Consider the following 20,006-nt stretch of genomic DNA (forward strand, 5'->3'; position numbering starts at 1 on the left):
CACCCCGCCAAGTGAAGATCACCAACACTCGGCAGACTCCAAGATCACCACCCTGCAGACACAGCGGACACGCCGTTCAACTCTGCACGTTTACCTGTACCTGGCTCTGCACTGGAACCCGTACGCCGACAAGGGATGCCGGATCGCTTCAGTAGCGATCCCACAGGTCATGGATGTCGTTTTCGATCTGTTCTCGGGCAACCGCGTGACGCCAGTGCTCTCGTGAAAGTTCGATGGAATCCAGGAACGCGGGCGAACTCGGCAGGAAAATTTTGATGAGGTACTCGGTCAGGGTCAGTTCCCCGACGATCGCGATGGTGACACCGATGGCGAACCAGGCGAGGCCGACGAGCAGGATGGTGGTGCCGTAGGCGCCGGAGCAGCCCCGATCAGGGGGCCATACGACCGGGATATGGAAAACGGAGGGCTTCCCACTCCCGGCGATCAGTGCTGATCTGAAGGTGTCCTCCCACCCCGACCGCCGAGGAGCCTCCGTGAAGATCCGTGATTTATCCGCCGCAGCCCTGCTCGCGACAGCTCTGGGCGCCACCGTCCTGGTCGGCGCCGCACCCACGTCCGCCTCGGCCGAAAGGCACGTCCTGGCGCCGCTGCCGCCGGACTGGTATTACTCCAGCCACTACGCGACCATGGACGACTGCAAAGTGGGCCTCCTGGACGCCGCCGAGAACGGCCAGTACACCGGGCTCGCCCCCTGCCGCTGGTACGAAGGCGACCGGTACCGTCAGGCCGGCTACTACTTCCTCATCTACATCCCCTGAACCGTAGGTGAACAGGGCGTCTGCGGCCGGGCCGCAGACGTCTCCCGGCTCCAGGAAGCTCCGCCCCGTCCGAATACCAAGGCGCCCGCTTCGACGCCTCAGCCGCGCAGCAATTCCTCCCGCCCGGCCAGCAGCTGCGATCGTTGCCTGGACAACGGCGTCTCGGTGCCGCAGGTGCACCGCCATGTCCTTGATCCATCGGAACGTCCGCTCGACCTCGGCGCGGGTGTTCTCGGTGCGCTGGTGCTTCATCACATCGGTGATGATGTTGTCGAAGAACGTGTCGACGAACCACCGCGCGTCCACTTCCGGCAGCCGGACGCGTGCGGAGACGCCGATGTCGGCGAGTTCGCGGGAGAAGACGTCCAGGGCCCGCTGGGCGTGCCAGGCGGCCTCGTCAGCGGAGCGCAGCCGGTTGTGCTCGACTGCGTCGGCGATCAGGCCACCTCCCAAAAGGTCCCAGGTGGAGGCGCGCCCTTGGCCGAGCCGAGGAAGCCGAGCACCTGGGCCAGCGCGTGGAGTGCGGCCTGCCCGACCTGGTAGGCGCCTCCATCGCCCGCGCGTCCGCACCTCTCAGATGACGAACGGACGGCCCCGGACGTTCCAGCCGGACGGTCACCGGGGCACGGGGCGTCTCAGCCCGTCGCCAGCACCAGCACCGCCTTCTTCTTGGACACCGACAGGTCGTAGATAAGAATGCCGTTGATCGTGCTCGATCCGCCTTCGTCGAAGTATCCCGAGCCTCGCACGCCCGGCCCGCTGTCCTTCACGTAGACGCGGCCGGCCTTGAAGGAAAGGGTCAGCCTGGTGATGCCGAAGCTGGGGTCGACTGGGAACGAGACCTTCTTGGTAATGGTGATCTTGCAGTTGCCGTCGTAGCAGGCACGCAGGTTGGGCTTGGCGGCGGCGAAGGCGGCGGGAGCGACGGCGGGGACGAGAGCGAGGGACGCGGCCACCGCCAGGGCGGCGGTCCTGATCGTGGCAGACATGATCTTCCTTGAGTTCCGCTTGCGGATGGGACGGAACGTCCTGAACGCGCCCAGTGTGCGCCCATTCCTCGGGGACCGGTCCCGGAGCGGTGGGCGGGGTGGGCGCTGCTCCTCTTCGCGCTGGACTCAGCGGACCCTCGTCGGCGGCCCGCTGCCGGCCCTGATCGAGCTGGCCGGGGACCCCGACCGCGTCCTCACCGTCTCGGACTTCGCCGCCGCGGCCGGGTTGGGCGTCCGGATCGCCCAGATCGGCCTGCGTTTCGACCTGCTGGGCGAGTTCGCCCGGCTGGCCGGCGAAGGGTCCTGGTCGTATCGGTCGCCCGCACCTACACCCTCGACCAGATCCAGGAGGCGGCCGAGCTCAGCCAGTCCCGCCGGCCGGGCGGCAAGCTCATGCTCATCATGTGATCGCTTGCCGGCCTGGCCCGACCGGGTGCGGCCGGCCGGGGGCCAGGCGCCGGTCTGTCGTCAGAGCTGGACGCGGACCGGAACCGGCCTCCTCGGAGGCCTCTACAACTGGGAAGAGCACGCATCTGGCCAGGCAGGCCAACGGCGTGTCCGCCACCTACGGCTGGGCGTCGCACCGGTTGCGACCCCCAGTTATAGATGGCGGCTGGGAGATGGCCGAGCAGCGGGTTCTCCTGGATTCCCAGACATAGTTGGCGGGAGTTCCCAGGTCCTCTTGACGGTTCCAGACATGATCTTGCCCTCAGGTGGCCGTTGGCCAGCCGGTGTCGAGGAAGCGCGTGGTGGCGGAGTCGAGGAGAGCACCGAACTTCTCCAGGGTGGTGATTTGCGGCATTCAGTGGCGACCTCAGCGTTGGCCAGTGCATCGAGGTCTGCCCAGCCGCCGCGATACAGGACGATCTGCACCTCGGCCCATTCGTCGGCGCTACGGACGCGCACGCCGATCGAGTCCGGGTCGGCGACGAGAGCACGGTCGGTCTCCAACGGCTGAGGCCAGGGTGCAGTCTCATCTCGCCAGGTGATCGGTCCAGGGCTGAGCCCGCGTGCAGTCCAGGCGGGGAGGCGTGCAGTGATCTCGGCGGCAGCCTGATCGAGGTCGATGACGTGGTCCACGAAGAGATCTTCGCCTGTGATGCTATCTCGCGCCTCGCTCGCCAGAGCGGTCGACGTCCAGCCGCCAACAAGACCTGGGGACCGCCATCTATAGCTGGGGGTCGCACCGGTCAGTATCGAGGCCCAGCGTTGTGGCCAACTATCGTGCCCAGAGGCCAACTATCGTGCACAGCCACACTGAGATCGGTAGATGGCCTCTGGGCGCCATAGATGGCCACAGGCGAGCCCGTCGGCGAACGGCTCAGGTGGTCAGCTTCGCGAGCTCGGCCATCTCCGTCGATGGATCGATCACCGGCTGAATGACGATCTCGTTGACCCCGGCTTGTTCCAGGGTGGCGATGCGAGCGAGAAGGTCGTCCCGCGTTCCGACCAGGGCCAGCGCGTCGATCAGCGACGGCAGGATCAGGTCCCGATCTGCCGGCGCGATGCGCCCCAGATAGTGGGGGTAGAGCGCGGTGTGCCGGTCCGGCGCGACGGTCGTGGTGCCCCGCCGGTCGAGGAGTGACCGCACCGCGTCGCGTTCCTCGACGCCGAGCCCTTCGGCGAACGCGGGTGCATCGGCGGCGAAGGTCAACAGCGACATGACGATGTGACCCGTCGCGTCCCGGACCGCGTCGCCGTAGGGGTCCTCGCCCTCGTCGAGCACGTGCAGCGAGGTCATGGCGTAGGAGTCGACGTCACGAGGCGCGCCCGCGGCCTGCTGGCGAGTGTGGTGGAACGCGCTCCAGGCCGCAGGATCCAGGAGGCCGAAGGAGATGATGCCGGTGCCGCGACGGCCGGCGACGGCGGCGGCCTTCAGACCGGTCGCGGCCACCAGGAACTCGATGGGGTCGGTGGTGTTCACGTGCTGCCCGGCATGCAGGAGCCGGATGTTGCGGACCTGGTCACCCTCGCGGTACTCGACGGTGCCTCCGGCGCACAAGTCCTGCAGCCCGGCGGTGAACCTCTCGAGTTCAGCCGTCGTGGCTGGCGGCATTCCCACGGTGCGCCGGGCGGTGTTGCCGGTGCCGACGCCACAGATGATCCGGCCTGGCGCCAGCGCGTTGAGGCTGGCGAACGCGCTCGCCGCGGCCGGTATCGACCGCAACGCCGGTGAGGTCACGCCGACGCCGAGCTTGATACGGCTGGTGACCTTCGCGCACAAGCCCAGCGCTACGAACGGATCGCCGTGGAGCATGGGTGTGTCGTAGACCCAGAAGCTGCTGAAGCCCAACTCCTCGGCCTGCGCGGCCAGTTCCTCCACACCGGGTTGTGCCGTGACCACAATGCCTTTGCGCATGATGCCTCCGCCGGTTGATGGACGTTCGGGACCGTGGATGCGATGATCCTGCTCCTCATGAACCAGCCAGGACGACGAGATCACTCGTTCGTCGGACCCCAGACGGATCAGTCGCGGCCAGCCGCCCGGGGCCAAGCTCACAGCAGGCTCACCGAGACGACAGCGCGTGCGCCCAGGAACACGCCCAGTTCGTCGGCCGCGGCCTGCAGCGCGGCGGTCTCGGCGGCGCCGAACGGCCGGTACAGCGCCGCTTCGAGCACGACGGCGTCGGCCCGGACCGTGCGTCTCCAGCGGCCGGCCACCTGCGTGTCGACCACGATGACGCCGTTCGGCAGGGCGAGCTTGTCCGGTGCCGCTGCCACCAGGCCGCCGAGGTCGAGCAGGTGCCTGCTCTGCCTGTAGCCGACGATGTACTCGTCGTACGCCTGCAGCAGCCGCACCGATGGGCACCCGGCCGGCGCGGGGGCGTCCCCCTGCGCGAACCAGTAGGTGACGCCGTCGACGTCGGTGCTCTCCAGCGCGTCGCCGGCGAGTGACAGCCCGGTGGCGATGTCGGCGCGCGTGAGGCTGGACCACCACGCCAGGTCCTTCGCCGTCGCCGGACCGTGGCTGGTGAAGAACCGGCGGACCAGCTCGGCCAGCGCCGCCTCGCGCTCCAGGCTCGCCGCCCGCGGGACCCGCTCGTCGAGCAGCGCGTACGTGTGCTGCCTTCCCCGCAGCGGGCCGCTGCAGATCACCCGCTCCAGTTCGGCGTGGATGAGGATGTAGCCGAGCCGGAACCGCTCCGCGATGATGCCGTGCCGGGCGAGCAATGCCGCGATCTCGGTGCGGGTCAGGTGGTTCGCGCCGGCGACGGCGTCGGCGATCAGGTCCGTGGTGCGGCGCAGCAGCGGGCCGTCGAGCTCGCCCCGCCGGTAGGCATAGGCGTTGAGCACGTGCACCCGCGGCGCCGTCAGCTCCAGCAGCCAGCGTAGGTCGGCTGGGGCCACGAAGTGCCACGTCGGACGCAGCACGTGCGTGCGCAGGATGACCTCGTCGTTGAACGCGCGATCGAGGTCCACGTCGGTGACGCCGGGGCCGAGCCGCTGGGCGACCGCCCACTTCGCCGGGTGGTAGTCCTGCGACTGCAGCGCGCCGAACCAGCCGACCACCTCGGCGGCGCCGGCGAACGGGGCCGGCGGCGCGCCGCCCAGGCCGACGGCGCTGGTGCGGCGATGGGCCAGCTCAAGCCCGTCCAACGTCACGGCTGCCCGCCGGCCCACGCCTGGACGACCTCGTCGAGCACGCCGGCCGGCTCCGGCCCCGGGCGGGCAGGCCGGTGTCGACGGGGTAGGACGTCCATGATCTCGCCGGCGAGCTGATCGCTGGTCATGCGGATTCTCCCCACGGGCCGGCTCGTGGGGACCACCGTACCTGCCGCCTCCGGCTTCGCACCCTGTGCCTTTTGCCCCCAGGCGACCCCGAGGCCAACTATCACTCCCAGAGGCCATCTACCTCGGCAACCGGGTGCCGGTCATCTACGTCAGTACGCCCTCTGGGAACCAGGCGCGCCCCACCACCTGCACCCACCCGAAACCGTCGAAAACCTGGACCTACCCGAGGCCGCACTGCTCCTGGCCGGCGAAGGCATTCGTCCCTGGCAGACCACCGCAGGCGTCCGGGCATCCCTGCGGTGAGAGGATCTCTTCCCCTCCGAATGATGATCTGGGTTGCCAGCCGGGATTGCCAAAGCCATGACTACATAGTGTAATCATATCGTCACTATAAGTAATGTTGCCATGGCCTGGCAGCACTGGCACCGGAGACCGCATGCGAAAGAACCGCCCGACCCGCGCCGTCCTCACCGGCACGCTCCTCACCCTGACCCTCGCCGGAATCTCGCCAGCCAATCCCGCCCACGCAGCGGAAATCATCATCATCGACGGCTACACCCAGACGGTGAAGGAATCGGCCGGCATCCCCGTGACCTGCCCGACCAATCAGATCCTGCTCGGCCGCGCCCACAACGGCGACGAGAACGGCAACACCACCTACTACTGCGGCCTCATCCTCATCGACGGGCAACTCGTCCAGGTGAGCGCGCCCAACTGGAGCGACTCCCAGAGGGAGAGCAACTCGTTCTTCTCCGCCCCGCCCAACGAGGCCCTGATCGGCCGACAGCATTCCGGTGATGAGAACGGGAGCACACGCTACGCCACCGCCTCCCTGAGCGCATGGGGACGGACCGTCGAACTGACCTCCTACCGCTGGACCGAAGCCCAGAGGGAAAGCAACAGCCACTCCAAGGGGGGCGGCTACGAGGTCATGGTCGGCCGCCAGCACGCCGGAGACGAGAACGGCCAGACCCGCTACCAATACGCCAGGATCGCCGACTAGCCCCACCGCGACTCGGCGGCCCCCGATAACCCCCTGAACCTCGAATCTCCTCTCCGCACTCGCCTGACTGCTCTGGACCGACATCCCGGCCCAGAGCAGTTTCCTTCACGGCAGGGAAAGCTCGTCTCTTAAGCCCTGGCATCGCGACACGCAGACCCACGCCCACGCAACGAGAAGCCGGCGTCGTCAACGCCGAAGATCGAGAGGGCCTTGAAGACACCCTCGGAACACGTTCGCGACAGTTGATCTTCGGCTGGAAACTGTCATCTTCGATGGCGCAAACACCGGTCCCCGCTTCGTAGTCACTTCCGCCTCATCCAACGTGACGTGTCTCAATGGATCACTCGGAGTCGACCTGGTCCTGCGCATCGCACGGACCAAGTCGACTTCGCCGAGGTGCCCCTCACCGGCGTCCTGGCCATGCTCGACGGCTACCGTCAGGCGACCGGCGAGGGGACACACCGGTGTGGGAAGCTCGCGTGCTGCGGTTCCATCTCACCTGAGCTCTCGGACGTCTGGCGGATCCCGTCCCGCGCACGGGGGAACGCCACTGGACTGCTCCTCGGCTCCTGGGGCGCTGCTCCGCTTCTTCGCCTCAGCTCCACCAGCCCCTGGGACGATCTGGCCTGATCCAGCGTTTACTGGCGCGGTGGGTTCAGAACTCGATGAACCCGTACAGCGCGAGATGGTTTGACTTCGTACTGGCGACCGTGTGATCAATGCTCGACGGCCGCACGGCGCCCTTGACGAAGAGGTAGTCGATCTTCCTGGACCCGTTGGTCGCCTTTGCTCCATAGCCGGTCATGCCGAAACCGCCGAGCGTTGTGGAGGCGATGTTCGTGCGATTCGCGTCGCTCCCGATCACGCGGATCGTTGACGCGTTCATCAAGCTCGTGGCGTCCGTGCCGACGTGGATGCCGGAGTTGGCGATGCCCGTGTAGCCCGCGCCCGCGCAGGCGTTCCCCCCGTTCTGTTCCGGGAGGTGAATGGTCGCGGCGAAGACGGTCGTCCCCGTTGCCTTGATCGTGAACCTCGCCGCGAGAGCGCTGGTGCGCTTCCATTTGTATTCGCTGGTGGCGCCGTCGTCGCTGTCCGGCGGCTTGTACAGCGTGCACCCGGCCCCGCCGTTGTACGGTGTTCCGGGCTTCAACCAGCCCGCGCTCCAGTACTTGGAGACGTCGCCCGCCGCGAGGCTCAGCGTTCTGGTGTTGTAGATGATCCCGTTGGTCTGCTTCTTCTTCAGGTCGCCGAGCGCCTGCTGGCTGCACTTGTGCGAACCGCCCCACTCCTCGGGGTCGTCCCAGGCCACGAGCGCCTTGTAGGTGCCCGCCGGATAGCCGAACTTGGCCCCGAGCTGGTCGGCGTATGCCGTGGCCTGTCCAGTACCACGCACCTGTTGCACGATCAGGAGGTCGGGAGCCTTCACGTCAGAGGTGCCCGTCTTGCCGTTGTCGTCGACGAGCATCGACGTGAGGTGGTCAGGGCCTGAGATTCGGGTGCACGTGCCGTCGGCGTTGTTTCTCACCAGGTTCTCGATGTTGTTGTTGTAGACCCGTAAGACTCGATCCTCCGCAGCTGTGGGCGCTTCGTGCGCCTGCGCGATCGAGGGTGTGGTGAGCAAAGCAGCTGTCGTGAGCGTTGCCATGCCAAGCGATCGGTAATGGAATGCCATCGTCGAAGGATAACGATGATCGTTAGGCCTGTCGCGAGCCGATGATGTTGACCCACGGATGTGGCGGCCTGGCACCAGTGGGTCGCCCGCCTCGGTGAGTTGCGCCGTGCAGCAGTGCTCATGCGCCACGTCGGGGCCGGTCTCTCGGATCAGTGCGATGGCCAGCCCTCGGATGGATGCGGCGTCCGCGGTGACGGCGCTCAGCCACTCCAGCAGCGCGGCCCGGCGCGAGAGCGCGGCGGGCAGGTCACGGGCGTGGGCGCACAGGGTCTCGACCCGTTCGCGGAAGAACCGCCTCCAGCAGCGCTTGGCGGGTGGGAAAGTGCCGGCGCACGGTGGCGGCCGGCCTGCCCGCCCGGAGTACGCGCGGGCCCTCGGTATCCCGCTCACGACCTTCGAAGAGTGGGCGCACGAACACCTACGGGCCGCAGCCTGACACTCTTGGGATCTGACGTCCATGACACCTCGCGCCGGCCGGAAATGTCAGTTCATGATCTTAAGCTGCCGACCATGACCACCACGCGGACCGTGTCGTTCGGCCTCCACGTCCACTACCGGCAGGCCTACCTCGTCGACGACACCGGCGGCAACATAGGGTCCTTTCCCGATGACCACCCCGAGCACCCCGTCGGGATCATCCGCGTGGAGGACGGGCACGCCCTCCTGATAACGGGGCTGCACACGGGCACGGTCGGCTTCTCGGTGACCGTGGCCGACCACGACCCGGGAGCGGACACCGACGAGTACGACGACATCGTGGAGATCAGCTTCCGGTCCGAGGCCGGACAGGTCGCTCTGTGCGAGTGGGCAGGCGAAAGGGTTCACGATCTGCCCGAGCTGCCCTCGGGGCCGGGGTGGTACCGGTTGCGCTATCACGCCGCGAACATGGACGAGGGCGCGGCAGCGGACACCTCGACGGACGTTGTCGTCGACCGCTATCTGCTGCAGATCTGGCCGCAGCGTGAGTCCGCGCCACGGGTGGTCAAGAGCACGAGCGACCAACTCGCCTACTGGCGCAGCGCGAGCTGACCCGGAATCAGCCGTCGGGGTCGCCCGCAATACCGGGAAGGTCCTTTCCCAGGCGGGCGAGGGGGGACTGGGCCATGAACAGGGGAGAGAGTGCCAGCGTGACGGCGGTCACCAACAGACTCGTGCGCAGCCCCAGCGCGCCGGCCAGATAGCCACCGAGCAGGGAACCGAGCGGAGTCAGGCCCATGCCGACGAAGTTGATCGTCGCGACGACCCGGCCCTGGATCGGGATGGGGGTGATGGCCTGGCGTACCGTCGTGATGGTGACATCGACCAGTTGGCTGAAGACGCCGAACAGCAGGTTGACCGCCATGAGCGCGGCGATCGTGCCGGCGGAGGAGCCGCGTAGCGCGGGGACGCAGAGCATCACGCCATCGGCGAGCAGCGCGGCGGACACCAGCACGACGCCGTAGCCGTATCGCGTCGGCAGCCTGGCCGACAGCAGCGAACCCACCAGCGCGCCCGGACCCATCGCCGCCAGCACGAGCCCGACAGCGGCGCCCGGCAGGTGCAGCGTGCGCGGCAGGAAGAGCAGGTAGATGGTCATCAGGGCGGCGAAGGAGAACTGGAAGAGGGCCGAGGAGATCCCCACGGCGCGCAACAAGGGGTTGCTGACGATGAGGTGCAGACCCTCGTGGATCTGCCGCCACATGCGGACCCGCCGTACAGCGGGACCGGGCATCGACTCGGGACGGCGAATCCGCCGGATCGACAGAAAGGACAAGGCGAAGAAGAACGCGCTCGCCAGGATGGCGATCGGCGCGGTGAGGAGCGAGACCAGCGCGCCACCGAGCGCGGGACCGGCGATCTGCGCGGCGGACCTGCTGCCTTCCAGCGCGCTGTTGCCCTGGGCGAGCCGGCCGCGTCTCACCAGTCGTACGAGGGAGGCCTGGTAGGCCACGTCGAAGTACACACTCAGAACACCGACGAGGAAGGCGACCAGGACAAGCAGCGGCATGTCGAGCAGGCCGAGGAGATGGGCCACGGGCACGACCACCAGCACCACGGTCCGGCCGACGTCGGCCAGCACCATCACGTCGCGCGAGCGCCGGCGGTCCACCCAGGCGCCGACGAAGAGCGAGAGCAGCAGGATCGGCGCCTGCTGGACGGCGCGGAGGATGCCGACCTGCTGGGTGCCGGCACCGAGCGCGATCACGGCGATGAGCGGCAGGACGACCTGGCCGGCCTGAGCTCCGAGTTGGGAGGCGGTCTGGCCTATCCAGAGCCTGCGGAAGTCACGGTCATGCCACAGGCTTGCCGGAGGCGGCTCGGATGCCTTCATTAACGGCCTCGCACTGGCGGGCGCGCGAGCACGGCAGGAGAAACGAACGGCACAGGGTGTCCTTGAGAACGGTGCCCGTCCCACAGGACCTGGGCAGGGAAGGCTCGCTGTGCCGCAGGGTGCAGCACGCGGTGACAGGTCGGGAATGACCTAGAACGTCAGCGCGTGCTCGGTTGACCGGGCATCTCAGCTCCTCAAAAGGATCATTCGCTGTACGGAGCCTAACCGCTTGCCGTCGTGGCGGACAAGGCAATTCACCGCCCATGCCCGAGACTCAGTGGCGGTCTCCCAGCAAGGAGGAGCTGAGCCCGTAGATGGCCGTGATCAGGTTGTCGCCCAGCCGGCGCCAGGACCACTCCGCGGCGGTGTGGTCGGCTCGGCCGCTCGCCAGGTCGGCTTCCAGCTCGGCGCTCATGTGCACGATGAGCTGCCGGATCATCGCGCCCTGCTGGACGACCAGCTCGCGATCCTTGTCCGGCCGGTACGGGTAACCGATCTCTTCGAGGCGGCGGAACGAGGGGGTGTTCAGATGCGCCCGGATCGTGTACTCGCGCAGGGTCGGCTCCACCACGGTCTGCGCGAGGAAGCGGCCGTACCAGGACGGCGTGCCCAGGTCGATGTGATGTTCGATGCTCGGCTGGACGACGCAGGTGATCCAGTCCCGGAGGGACAGCTCGTCCGGCTCGCCGAGCGCGGCCACCATCGAGATGCGGTGCTTCTCGATGGCGGCCATGTGGCGGGCCAGGATCGCGTGGATGAGTTCGTCGCGGGTGCTGAAGTGATACTGCACCACCGACTTGTTGCGCTGGCCCGCCTCCTCGCCGATCTTCCTGATCGACACGTTCGCGAACCCGTGCTCCGCGTAGAGCCGCTCCGCGGTGTGCATCAGCTTGTCCCTGGCGAGTGCGGAGCGGGGAGAGATCGTGGCGGCCGTCTCGGAGAGTGTCATTTCGCACTGACCTTCATGACCGTTCCCTGACCTCGTTCTAGTGCACCGCGCTGTTCTGGTTCACCGCGCTCTGGAGGCGGCAGCGGCCGCCATCGGGGCCAGGCTACCCGCATCGCGCCGACCAGGGACGAACGCGGCGATCAGGAACGCGGCCAGCGCGGCGCCGCAGCCGATGAGCATGGCGACCCGGAAGCCGTTGAGCGACGGCAGTTCGTGGGAGCCGAAGGGGGTGACCATGTTGGCCAGCACGACCGAGATCACCGCGCTGGAGGTGGAGGTGCCGATCGAGCGCATGAGGGCGTTCAGCCCGTTGGCGGCGCCGGTCTCCGACGCGGGGACCGCCGACATGATCAGCGCGGGCATCGCGGCGTACGCGATGCCGACCCCGGCGCTGATGACGCAGGTGAACACGATGATCTCCCAGACCGCGCCGATGAGCACGACGCCCAGACCGTACCCGATGGCGATCACCAACGCGCCCGCCATCAGCGACACCTTCGGGCCCCGCGCGGCCGACAGGCGCGCCGCGAACGGAGCCGTGGCCATCATCACCAGCCCGCCCGGCGCCATGCACAGGCCGATCACCAGCAACGACTGGCCGAGGCCGTATCCCGTGGCCTTCGGCATCCCGAGCACCTGCGGCAGCACCAGCGACATCGCGAACATCGAGAAGCCGGCCATGACGGAGGCGAGGTTCGTCAGCAGCACCCGGCGGCCGACGGTGATCCGCAGGTCCACCAGCGGTCGCGGCGACCGCAGCTCCCACCGGCCCCACAGCAGCAGGATGACCACGGCGGCGGCGAACAGCCCCAGAACGGTGCCGCTCGTCCAGCCCCAGTCGCCGCCCTTGGAGATCGGCAGCAGCAGGCACACCAGTCCGGCCGACAACCCGACCGCCCCGAGCACGTCGAAGCGGCCACCGGAGCGAAGCGGCGACTCCGGCACCACGGCCAGCACCAGAACGGCGACCACGGCACCGAGCCCCGCCGAGACCCAGAACAGCACATGCCAGCCGATGTGCTCCGCGAGGAGCGCGGCGCTGGGCAGACCGAGCGCGCCGCCCACGCCCAGCGAGGAACTCATCAGCCCGATCGCCGAGCCGAGCTTCTCGGCGGGTAGTTCGTCACGCATGATGCTGATGCCCAGCGGGATGACACCGGCCGCCGCGCCCTGAAGGGCCCGGCCCACGATCATCGGGGTCAGCGAGTCGCTGAGCGCGCAGACGACCGACCCGACCACCAGCAGCCCCAGGCAGGCCACCAATATGCGCCGCTTGCCGTACATGTCACCCAGTCCCCCGAACACCGGAGTGGCCACGGCGCCGGCCAGCAGGGTGGCGGTGATGGCCCACGAGGTGTTCGATGGGGAGGCGTGCAGCAGCGTGGGGAGCTGCGGGATCAGCGGTATGACCAGGGTCTGCATGAGTGCGACCACGATGCCGGCGAACGCCAGCACCGCCACTGTCAGGCCGCTGCCTGGCGCCTGTTTCTGGGTCCCGGGGACCACCGTCGTCATCGACGTCCTGTCTCGATCGTTGCGGTATGGGGTGCCCTCTATGACCACTCCCCCTTGCTCGCCGTGCTCACGCGGTCCACTCGGTGATCTGCGGAATCATGCGGCGGCCAGCATAACCGTAAGGCGACCGCCTCAATCGAGTCAAGCAGTTGACTTAATCGAGGCGGTCACTCTACGGTGCTGCCACTACCGTGGGAAGGTGATAGTGACCACGACCAGGCCCGATCGCGGCGGCGAGACCCGCGAGCTGCTCCTGACGACCGCCGAGCGGCTGTTCGCCGAGCACGGCGTGGCGGCCGTGTCCAGCCGGCAGATCAGCGAGGCGGCGGGGCAGGCCAACAACTCCGCGGTCGGCTACCACATCGGCACGAAGACCGATGTCGTGCTCGCGATCGTCCGCCGGCACACCGCGCCGATGGAGCGGCGACGCGCCGAGATGCTCGCGACGCTCACCGAGGCGTCCGGCCTGCACGAGTGGATCGCCTGCCTCGTACGTCCCGTCACCGACCACCTCGCCGACCTGGGCAGTCCGACCTGGTACGCCCGGTTCGCCGCCCAGATCACCACCGACCCCGCCCTCCGCCAGCTCGTCACCGACGAAACGATCACGTCGCCGTCGCTGCGGCAGACCCTCGACGGGATCTCCCGGCTCGTACCCGCCCTGCCCGAGCAGGTACGACGCGAACGCAGCGACATGCTCCGGCACCTGCTGGTGCACATGTGCGCCGAGCGCGAACGCGCGCTGCAGGAGGGCACGGTCACCCCGCACCCGACGTGGGACGCCGCCGCGACCGGGCTGATCGACGCGATCACCGGGCTGTGGCTGGCCCCGGTCAGCACATCGGAGTCGCCCTGAAGTCACTCCGAAAGCTGGATGGCCAAGGTGGGACACGCCGCGGCGGCGGCGCGTACCGCCTCGTGTTGATCCAGCGGTGGAGCCTCGTCCAGCACGATCACGACGCCGTCCTCCTCGCGCTGGTCGAAGACCTGGTCGGCCTTCATCACGCACAGCCCGCTGGCGCAGCACAGGTCCTGATCGGCGCTGACCTTCATGACGGATCCCCCGGTCACCACGTGACCCAGACGTCCTGCAGCCCTCCGGAGATCCCTCCGGTACGCAACTGAAGGTCCTCGGGGGCGTCCCGCAGTTGCAGGCCCGGCAGCCGTCTGGCCAGGGTGCCCAGGACGACCTGGAGTTCCATCCTGGCCAGGGGCTGGCCAAGGCAGAAGTGCGGTCCAGCGCCGAAGGTGAGGTGCTGGTTGTTCTCCCGGCGCGGGTCGAACCGCTCGGGCTCGGGGAACTTGCGCGGGTCCCGGTTGGCGGCGGGCGTGTTGGGGATCACGGTCGTCCCCGCGGGCACCTCCACGCCGCTCAGGTTCACGTCCTCGGTGATGAACCGGGGCACCCCGCCGATCGCGGACAGCGTGCTGTCCAGGCGGAGGACCTCCTCGACCGTGCCCGGGATCAGCTCGGGGTCGTCGATGACCGCCTCGAAGCGCTCGCGCTCGGAGAGCAGCATCGCCACCATGATCGCGATCATGTTCGAGGTCGTCTCGTGCCCGGCGAGCAGCAGCCCGCGTACGGTGGCGATGAGCTCGGCCTGGCTGAGGCGGCCGTCCTCGCTGTCGGAGATCTGCGTCAGCTCGCTGAGCAGGTCGTCTCCCGGGTTCGCCCGGTTCCGGTCGACCAGGTCTGAGACGTACGCGTTGAAGCCCTGGTACGCCTCGTCGACCTCCTCCTGGGTGTTACGCGTCAGGGTCAGCATGGTGCGGGACCAGTGGGCGAACTTGTCCTGATCCTCACTGGGCGCCCCGACCAGCGCGCAGATGACGCGCACCGGAAGCGGCAGCCCCAGCGCGGCCGACAGGTTCCCCGGGGAACCCTTGGCCACGAGGGAGTCCAGCAGTTCGTCGGTCATCGCCTGGATCCTGGGACGCCACACCTCCATCCGCCGGACCGTGAACGAGCGGCTGAGCAGCCGCCGCCACCGCAGGTGCCCCTGCCCGTCGCTGATGTCCTCGCTGCCCATCTTGCGCCGGCTGAACAGGCCGCCGTCCTTCGTGGTGGACAGCCGGGCGGCGCCCTCCCTGGCGAGGTTGCGGGTGAAGCGCGGGTCCGCCATCACCGCCCTGGCGTCGTCGTACCGGGTCACCAGGGTGGCGGTGTCCCCGCTGGGCAGGCGGACGTGCGCCACAGGGCACTGCTCACGGAGCTCGACCAGCTCCGACGGAGGCTCCAGGGCCGTGGCCCGATCGAAGGGGAAGTCGGGGATCGCCTCAGCAGTCATCGTGTCCTCCAGTTCGGGAACTTGACCCGACTCACCCTAAGTCGCCTGCCTTATTAAGGCAACCTCCTTGAAATAGCCCGTCCGGCCTTGCGGTGGCTCAGGCGCTGGTCGCGATCTGATTGTCGGGGATCGTGTCGAGGAGCCGGGCCCACTCCGGGTACGTCGCGACCTTCTTGAGATGCATCGCCATGATCTTGCCACCCAGTCCGGGATCCATGTCGTCCGACAGGCGAACCGCCGAGAGCCGCGCGATTCGGGGAATGATCCCGAAGTCCCCTTCGAGATGCACCGGGTCGTGCATGTACCGCTCCAGCGCCACCAGGTCCGCGACACCCACGCAGTAGGCATGGGTGTAGCCCTCGGCGGGATCACCGAGATCCTGGCCGACGGCCGAGAACGAGGCCGAGTCGACCGTCGCCGTACGTCTCATCGCCGCGAGGACCTCGGCCCGCTCGTCCTCCGTCGTCGTGTCCTTGAAGCTGAACCGCAGGATGTTGACGATCATGACCGTCTCTCTCTTTTGAACTCACGGGTTCACTTTTATGACCCGATGAGACAACATACACGCACGTCCACAAAGATGAACCCGTGAGTTCATCGCGACGGTAGGGTGGGGTGTGTGACGGAAGCGACGGCCTCGCGGGGGCGCATCGACAAGCGGCAGGCGATACTGGACGCCGCCTTCACCGTCTTCGCCCGCCGGGGCTACTCGCAGGCGTGCGTGCAGGAGATCGCCGAGGCGGCGGGCGTCGCCAAGCCGACCGTGTACAACCACCTCAGCGACAAAGAGACCCTGTTCCGGCACGCGCTGACAGCCGCGGCGGACGCGGTGTCGGCCGACAGCCTCGCCGTCGCCGACCGGCTGCGCGACCCCGGCGACGACCTGCGCGCGACCCTGGAGGACGTGTCGTACCGGATGCTCCAGGTGTGCTGCGGCGAGCGCGCCCGGGCGCTGCGCTGGCTGACGTACGCCCAGGTCGCCCGCTTCCCCGACCTGGTCGAGTCCGTCCAGAGCCGCACGTCGAACCGGCTCGGCGAAGCCCTGGCCGACAGACTGGCCCGGCTCTCGCTGTCCGGCCGCCTGCGCCCGTGCGACCCGGCGCAGGCCGCGGAGCAGCTCCTGGCGCTGCTCACCGGGCCGATGGAAGCGCGTTCGCACCTGGGCACCCGCAAGGTCCCGGCCGCCGAGATCCGCACGGTGGCCAGGTCCGCGGTCGATACCTTCCTGCGCGGATACGGACCGGCGACAGCCTGATCCACCATTCGCCGGCACCCCCGCCGAAGCCGGGCAGAGTACATCACAAAGAGTTATTGTTGCTAACTTTAAGTAGTGTTAATGTGCGGGTGCCCATGCACCCACCCATTGGAGGAGTGTCGTGTCCTTCGCCGTGCCCGACGTTCTCGCCCGGAAATTCGACAAGCGATTCACCTTGTTCGACGCCGACGCCGACGGTGTGCTCACCAGGGACGACTTCCAGATCGCGGCCACGAGATTCCTGGCGGCGTTCGGCGAGCCGGCCGACTCCGCCAAAGGCCGCGATGTACTGGCGGCCTACGCGAGCATGTGGAACGCCCTGATCCACAGTGCCGACAGCGACAGCGACGGGCGCCTCACTCGCGCGGAGTTCACCGCCTACCTCGCCGGCGAGGAGTTCCGCACGAGCGGCTACGCGGCGACCGCCGGCCGGATCGCCGAGTCCGTCCTCACCGTCTGCGACACCGACGGTGACGGCCGGCTCTCCTACCAGGAGTTCGCCGTCATCCCCGGCATCTCGTCGCTGCCCGACGACGAGCGCCGCGAGGTGTTCGACCAGCTCGACACCGACGGCAGCGGGCAGCTCGACATCAGCGAGATCCACGCCGCACAGCGCGACTTCTACCGCAGCACCGACCCGAACGCACCCGGCAACCTGATCTTCGGCCGACTCTGAGGAGCAGACATGGAGCACCCCCCGCAGCCGGACGGCCACTGCCGCGTCATCCGTTCCGCCCTGATGTACGAGGGCAAACAGCACCTTCAATTCTTCGCCGGAATCGCCGCCGAGACCGTGGGCGCGCGCAACATCTGCATGCACCTGCAGACCATCCCGCCCTCCGGCAGCGGCCGAGCCCACAAGCACGACCATCACGAGACCGCCATCTACGTCATCAAGGGCTCCGTAGGCGCCTGGTACGGCGACAACCTGCAGCACTACCTCGAAGCGCGCCAAGGGGAGTTCATCTACATCCCCGCCAGCACACCGCACATGCCCGTGAACCTCAGCGACAGCCAGCCCGCCGAAGTCGTCCTCGCCCGCACCGACCCGCGCGAGCAGGAGAGCACCGTGCTCCTCCCCGATCTGGAGAGCCGCCGGCCCCTCTCAACGGGCTGAGACGGTGATGCGGTGAAGGCCGGCACCAGCCCGGGGAGGTGTACAGGCGGCCGACAATAAATACCTATTGTTCAATTGGGCGGCTCCGGGCGCGGGGCCGTCTCGGAGGGTCGCGTGGGAGCTAGGCTCGTTGGATCGGAATGTGGGAACGAAGGGACCCGATCATCGTCAACGACTACTTTCCCTCGTCCGGGGACCCGCCCCGATCGGCGCGCCGTCGCGTGACTCAGGCGGCGATCCTGAGCAGCCACGATCAGAGCCGCGCCGACATCGCCCAGTGGACCTGCCCGCACGGGCAGCACGCCGGGCACGGGTGCGTCGCGTGCTATGAGCTCTCGGCCGACGCCGATCCGGCGTTGCCGCTGTGGGAGGTCGCGGTGTGGTTCACCTCGGCGCGGCCCATCCCGATCAGGGCCCTGCACGACGTGCACCGCCATGGCCGCCGCTTCGCGCTCGACCAGCCCTCGACTCCCCTGGTCTACCTCCTGAGCGGAGAGATACGGGCCGCTCTGGGTTCGGAGGCGGTGGCGGGCATGGTCGGGTTCCTGCTGCAGAACCAGCACATCGTCGACGAGTTCACCGTCACGGAGATCCGCGCCGTCCACTCCTGACGCCGGCAGCGCACCGCTCGCTCCGAGAAAGGCAGCCAGCGATCACCAGGGGGTCGCTGGCCGCCCCGCCGGCCGTGGACGACATCGCGCGGCCGCGCGTCACTCGCCAGGCCGATCGCGAAATCCACCAGCGTTCCCGCTGGTCGAAGAGGCGCAGATACGTACGGGATAAGAGGCCGGCTCTTATTCCACATACGGAAGCGTCCAAGCCGACGCCGACCGGCAATTCCACCGAGAGCAGAACGCCGTGAAGGCCGGTGCCGTCGTGCCCGGCTCCGAGCGTTTATCGCGCCGGACTTATCCCGCCGTTCTCCCCCGCCCATAACCCGCGGCCGGGCACCCTTTCCGACCAGGAAAACGCCCCTTTCAGGCGCACCTGACCTGCACCCGCTTTAGGGCTCAGCCGCAATGCCAAGGCGATGGCGACAAGAATTCACTTGACAATCCCCGCCGATCGACTTTCCCTATCACGCGGCGCGCGACAGCCTCATTCACCCGCAAAAAAATAGCGACATTACTCTTCCCAACCGGCGGGTCCGTACTCAATATGTAAAAGTTCGTCGAATTCGCTTTCAGAAAGGAAGATCATGCAGCCACGCTCAAGGCACGCCGCAATCGTCTTAGCCACGTTGCTGGCCGTCTCGGGGATGAGCGCGACCGTCTCCACACAGGCTTCCGCCGCAGCGGAGAAGCCGTCCGCCCCGGCGACGGGGGTGGTGAACAAGGCCCGCACCCAGAGCCTGCTCGACTTCTGGACCAAGGAACGCATGCGCGCGGCCACGCCGGAGCCGGTGCCGGTGATGGACGTCAAGCAGGTTCAGGAGCAGGTCGAGAACGTTCTGCCGGGCCAGGCTTCCGAGGGCTCGCTGCCCACGAAGAAGCTCAGCCCGTCGGCCGGCCCGAAGACCGGCCTGCTGGCCGGCCAGGTCGCCGAACGCTGGGGGCGGCAGGGCAGCATGCCCGCCGTCACCATCGGCAAGATCTACTACACGCGCAACGACGGCACCGGTGGCTACTGCTCCGGCAGCGTCATCAACGCCAGTAACAGGGGCACGGTGTGGACGGCCGGCCACTGCATCCACGCCGGCGGAGGCGGCTCCGGCAACTACTTCAGCAACTTCATCTTCGTTCCCGACGCCGACAACAACAGCGAGCCGTGGGGCCGGTGGACCTGGAAGTACGCCAACACCACCGTCGGCTGGCAGGACAGCGGAAACCTGCACTACGACATCGCCGCCATCGCGTTCAACTCGCAAGCCGCCCACGGCAACCTGCAGGACTGGACGGGCTCGCAGGGCTACAAGTTCAACCAGGGCCAGGCGTGGACCGGCGTCAACACCTTCGGCTTCCCGCAGGACGGCTACCAGCGCACCGACTTCTCCGGCAACGACCTGTGGTACTGCTTCGGCAACACCAGCCGCGTCGGCACCTTCGACGACCTCATCAAGATCAACTGCGACATGCACCACGGCGCCAGCGGCGGCCCCTGGCTGCAGGACCTACAGGTGAGCAGGGGCTGGGGCTACATCATCGGCGCCTACAGCCACCGCGCCTTCGCCAACAACGCCCCCACCGACATCATCGCGAAGTCGGCGAACCACGGCGACGGCGCCATCAACGTCTTCAACGACGTCTCGGTCCGCTGATCCCGCAGTCCTGAGCGAGGAGCCGTACGGGCTCCTCGCTCAGCCGGGACCTGCCTCGCGAAGCTCACCCACTCACTCCTTGTGATCGTCCCGCCTTGACATATTGACCTCAGGTCAATTACTAATGACCTGAGGTCAA

Annotated in this window: 24 protein-coding genes; 12 read left to right on the top strand and 12 right to left on the bottom strand. The window is 67.9% G+C overall.

The window, feature by feature from the left end; all coding sequences use genetic code 11:
- Positions 1-226: hypothetical protein (locus AB0F17_RS18250; protein WP_358024976.1), on the top strand; the 226-nt coding region annotated here is incomplete at its 5' end.
- Here the strand turns inward: AB0F17_RS18250 and AB0F17_RS18255 are convergent.
- On the bottom strand, positions 149-574 hold the full coding sequence (locus AB0F17_RS18255) for an S-4TM family putative pore-forming effector (protein ID WP_358023895.1): 426 nt from the start codon (positions 572-574) through the stop codon (positions 149-151). The genes AB0F17_RS18250 and AB0F17_RS18255 overlap by 78 nt on opposite strands.
- Between AB0F17_RS18255 and AB0F17_RS18260 the strand changes: the two genes are divergently transcribed.
- Both AB0F17_RS18260 and AB0F17_RS18265 read left to right on the top strand, forming a co-directional pair.
- Positions 495-779: a hypothetical protein gene (locus AB0F17_RS18260; RefSeq protein ID WP_358024978.1), complete on the top strand. Its 285-nt coding sequence runs from the start codon at positions 495-497 to the stop codon at positions 777-779. The two genes, AB0F17_RS18255 and AB0F17_RS18260, sit on opposite strands and share 80 nt — an antisense overlap.
- Positions 780-1,022: 243 nt before the next feature.
- A complete protein-coding gene (locus AB0F17_RS18265) occupies positions 1,023-1,322 on the top strand; it encodes a hypothetical protein (RefSeq protein WP_358023897.1) in 300 nt (99 codons plus the stop codon).
- A gap of 92 nt (positions 1,323-1,414) precedes the next feature.
- Here AB0F17_RS18265 and AB0F17_RS18270 read toward each other — a convergent pair whose 3' ends face one another.
- From AB0F17_RS18270 to AB0F17_RS18285, 4 genes are all read right to left on the bottom strand, one after another.
- Positions 1,415-1,768 carry a hypothetical protein gene (locus AB0F17_RS18270; protein ID WP_358023899.1) on the bottom strand — a complete coding sequence of 118 codons (354 nt, stop codon included), beginning with the start codon at positions 1,766-1,768 and terminating at the stop codon, positions 1,415-1,417.
- Positions 1,769-3,089: 1,321 nt separating this feature from the next.
- The gene (locus AB0F17_RS18275) at positions 3,090-4,127 is read right to left on the bottom strand and encodes an LLM class flavin-dependent oxidoreductase (protein ID WP_358023902.1); all 1,038 of its coding nucleotides are present in this window, start codon (positions 4,125-4,127) and stop codon (positions 3,090-3,092) included.
- Between the two features lie 137 nt (positions 4,128-4,264).
- Positions 4,265-5,389, bottom strand: coding sequence for a winged helix DNA-binding domain-containing protein (locus AB0F17_RS18280; protein WP_358023906.1), 1,125 nt, complete (start codon positions 5,387-5,389; stop codon positions 4,265-4,267).
- Positions 5,368-5,499 (bottom strand): hypothetical protein, encoded by a 132-nt coding sequence (locus tag AB0F17_RS18285; RefSeq protein WP_358023908.1) that lies wholly within the window; start codon positions 5,497-5,499, stop codon positions 5,368-5,370. Before AB0F17_RS18285 ends, AB0F17_RS18280 begins: the two co-directional genes overlap by 22 nt.
- Before the next feature lie 437 nt (positions 5,500-5,936).
- On the opposite strand from AB0F17_RS18285, the gene AB0F17_RS18290 reads away from it, so the two are divergent.
- Positions 5,937-6,503: a hypothetical protein gene (locus tag AB0F17_RS18290; RefSeq protein WP_358023911.1), complete on the top strand. Its 567-nt coding sequence runs from the start codon at positions 5,937-5,939 to the stop codon at positions 6,501-6,503.
- A 655-nt stretch (positions 6,504-7,158) separates the two neighbouring features.
- On the opposite strand, the gene AB0F17_RS18295 is transcribed toward AB0F17_RS18290, so the two are convergent.
- Complete coding sequence (locus AB0F17_RS18295) at positions 7,159-8,304, bottom strand: hypothetical protein (RefSeq protein WP_358023913.1); 1,146 nt, start codon at positions 8,302-8,304, stop codon at positions 7,159-7,161.
- Positions 8,305-8,332: 28 nt separating this feature from the next.
- On the opposite strand from AB0F17_RS18295, the gene AB0F17_RS18300 reads away from it, so the two are divergent.
- Both AB0F17_RS18300 and AB0F17_RS18305 read left to right on the top strand, forming a co-directional pair.
- On the top strand, positions 8,333-8,611 hold the full coding sequence (locus AB0F17_RS18300) for a hypothetical protein (RefSeq protein ID WP_358023916.1): 279 nt from the start codon (positions 8,333-8,335) through the stop codon (positions 8,609-8,611).
- 74 nt (positions 8,612-8,685) lie between these two features.
- Entirely contained in the window at positions 8,686-9,204 is a 519-nt protein-coding gene (locus tag AB0F17_RS18305; protein ID WP_358023919.1) for a hypothetical protein, read from the top strand.
- A 7-nt stretch (positions 9,205-9,211) separates the two neighbouring features.
- Here the strand turns inward: AB0F17_RS18305 and AB0F17_RS18310 are convergent, their stop codons facing one another.
- The 3 genes from AB0F17_RS18310 to AB0F17_RS18320 form a co-directional block, all read right to left on the bottom strand.
- Complete coding sequence (locus tag AB0F17_RS18310; protein ID WP_358023922.1) at positions 9,212-10,486, bottom strand: MFS transporter; 1,275 nt, start codon at positions 10,484-10,486, stop codon at positions 9,212-9,214.
- 274 nt (positions 10,487-10,760) lie between these two features.
- Positions 10,761-11,435 (bottom strand): helix-turn-helix domain-containing protein, encoded by a 675-nt coding sequence (locus AB0F17_RS18315; protein ID WP_358023926.1) that lies wholly within the window; start codon positions 11,433-11,435, stop codon positions 10,761-10,763.
- A 60-nt stretch (positions 11,436-11,495) separates the two neighbouring features.
- Positions 11,496-12,950 (bottom strand): MFS transporter, encoded by a 1,455-nt coding sequence (locus AB0F17_RS18320; RefSeq protein WP_358023929.1) that lies wholly within the window; start codon positions 12,948-12,950, stop codon positions 11,496-11,498.
- Positions 12,951-13,149: 199 nt separating this feature from the next.
- Here AB0F17_RS18320 and AB0F17_RS18325 point away from each other — a divergent pair, with 199 nt between their 5' ends.
- Positions 13,150-13,806, top strand: coding sequence for a helix-turn-helix domain-containing protein (locus tag AB0F17_RS18325; protein WP_358023932.1), 657 nt, complete (start codon positions 13,150-13,152; stop codon positions 13,804-13,806).
- A 2-nt stretch (positions 13,807-13,808) separates the two neighbouring features.
- On the opposite strand, the gene AB0F17_RS18330 is transcribed toward AB0F17_RS18325, so the two are convergent.
- From AB0F17_RS18330 to AB0F17_RS18340, 3 genes are all read right to left on the bottom strand, one after another.
- Positions 13,809-14,003 (bottom strand): ferredoxin, encoded by a 195-nt coding sequence (locus AB0F17_RS18330; protein ID WP_358023935.1) that lies wholly within the window; start codon positions 14,001-14,003, stop codon positions 13,809-13,811.
- Positions 14,004-14,017: 14 nt separating this feature from the next.
- Entirely contained in the window at positions 14,018-15,238 is a 1,221-nt protein-coding gene (locus tag AB0F17_RS18335; protein WP_358023938.1) for a cytochrome P450, read from the bottom strand.
- Between the two features lie 97 nt (positions 15,239-15,335).
- On the bottom strand, positions 15,336-15,743 hold the full coding sequence (locus AB0F17_RS18340) for a Dabb family protein (RefSeq protein WP_358023941.1): 408 nt from the start codon (positions 15,741-15,743) through the stop codon (positions 15,336-15,338).
- Positions 15,744-15,857: 114 nt separating this feature from the next.
- On the opposite strand from AB0F17_RS18340, the gene AB0F17_RS18345 reads away from it, so the two are divergent.
- The 5 genes from AB0F17_RS18345 to AB0F17_RS18365 all read left to right on the top strand — a co-directional run bounded on the left by AB0F17_RS18345 (position 15,858) and on the right by AB0F17_RS18365 (position 19,867).
- Positions 15,858-16,493 (top strand): TetR/AcrR family transcriptional regulator, encoded by a 636-nt coding sequence (locus AB0F17_RS18345; protein WP_358023944.1) that lies wholly within the window; start codon positions 15,858-15,860, stop codon positions 16,491-16,493.
- Positions 16,494-16,614: 121 nt separating this feature from the next.
- The gene (locus AB0F17_RS18350) at positions 16,615-17,169 is read left to right on the top strand and encodes a hypothetical protein (RefSeq protein WP_358023947.1); all 555 of its coding nucleotides are present in this window, start codon (positions 16,615-16,617) and stop codon (positions 17,167-17,169) included.
- 9 nt (positions 17,170-17,178) lie between these two features.
- Positions 17,179-17,610, top strand: coding sequence for a cupin domain-containing protein (locus AB0F17_RS18355; protein WP_358023950.1), 432 nt, complete (start codon positions 17,179-17,181; stop codon positions 17,608-17,610).
- Between the two features lie 140 nt (positions 17,611-17,750).
- Positions 17,751-18,221 carry a hypothetical protein gene (locus AB0F17_RS18360; RefSeq protein WP_358023952.1) on the top strand — a complete coding sequence of 157 codons (471 nt, stop codon included), beginning with the start codon at positions 17,751-17,753 and terminating at the stop codon, positions 18,219-18,221.
- Positions 18,222-18,808: 587 nt separating this feature from the next.
- On the top strand, positions 18,809-19,867 hold the full coding sequence (locus tag AB0F17_RS18365; protein ID WP_358023955.1) for a hypothetical protein: 1,059 nt from the start codon (positions 18,809-18,811) through the stop codon (positions 19,865-19,867).
- Positions 19,868-20,006: the final 139 nt, after the last annotated feature.

This window comes from Nonomuraea sp. NPDC026600 (assembly GCF_040638335.1).
Taxonomy (GTDB): Bacteria; Actinomycetota; Actinomycetes; order Streptosporangiales; family Streptosporangiaceae; genus Nonomuraea.

Excerpts from the sequence above, each read along its gene's own strand:
- AB0F17_RS18290 (WP_358023911.1), top strand. The coding sequence starts at position 5,937 with ATGCGAAAGAACCGCCCGACCCGCGCCGTCCTCACCGGCACGCTCCTC.
- AB0F17_RS18365 (WP_358023955.1), top strand. The coding sequence starts at position 18,809 with ATGCAGCCACGCTCAAGGCACGCCGCAATCGTCTTAGCCACGTTGCTG.
- AB0F17_RS18320 (WP_358023929.1), bottom strand. The coding sequence starts at position 12,950 with ATGACGACGGTGGTCCCCGGGACCCAGAAACAGGCGCCAGGCAGCGGC.
- AB0F17_RS18310 (WP_358023922.1), bottom strand. The coding sequence starts at position 10,486 with ATGAAGGCATCCGAGCCGCCTCCGGCAAGCCTGTGGCATGACCGTGAC.
- AB0F17_RS18360 (WP_358023952.1), top strand. The coding sequence starts at position 17,751 with ATGTGGGAACGAAGGGACCCGATCATCGTCAACGACTACTTTCCCTCG.
- AB0F17_RS18300 (WP_358023916.1), top strand. The coding sequence starts at position 8,333 with ATGGCCAGCCCTCGGATGGATGCGGCGTCCGCGGTGACGGCGCTCAGC.
- AB0F17_RS18335 (WP_358023938.1), bottom strand. The coding sequence starts at position 15,238 with ATGACTGCTGAGGCGATCCCCGACTTCCCCTTCGATCGGGCCACGGCC.
- AB0F17_RS18355 (WP_358023950.1), top strand. The coding sequence starts at position 17,179 with ATGGAGCACCCCCCGCAGCCGGACGGCCACTGCCGCGTCATCCGTTCC.
- AB0F17_RS18270 (WP_358023899.1), bottom strand. The coding sequence starts at position 1,768 with ATGTCTGCCACGATCAGGACCGCCGCCCTGGCGGTGGCCGCGTCCCTC.
- AB0F17_RS18315 (WP_358023926.1), bottom strand. The coding sequence starts at position 11,435 with ATGACACTCTCCGAGACGGCCGCCACGATCTCTCCCCGCTCCGCACTC.
- AB0F17_RS18305 (WP_358023919.1), top strand. The coding sequence starts at position 8,686 with ATGACCACCACGCGGACCGTGTCGTTCGGCCTCCACGTCCACTACCGG.
- AB0F17_RS18285 (WP_358023908.1), bottom strand. The coding sequence starts at position 5,499 with ATGACCAGCGATCAGCTCGCCGGCGAGATCATGGACGTCCTACCCCGT.
- AB0F17_RS18340 (WP_358023941.1), bottom strand. The coding sequence starts at position 15,743 with ATGATCGTCAACATCCTGCGGTTCAGCTTCAAGGACACGACGACGGAG.
- AB0F17_RS18330 (WP_358023935.1), bottom strand. The coding sequence starts at position 14,003 with ATGAAGGTCAGCGCCGATCAGGACCTGTGCTGCGCCAGCGGGCTGTGC.
- AB0F17_RS18275 (WP_358023902.1), bottom strand. The coding sequence starts at position 4,127 with ATGCGCAAAGGCATTGTGGTCACGGCACAACCCGGTGTGGAGGAACTG.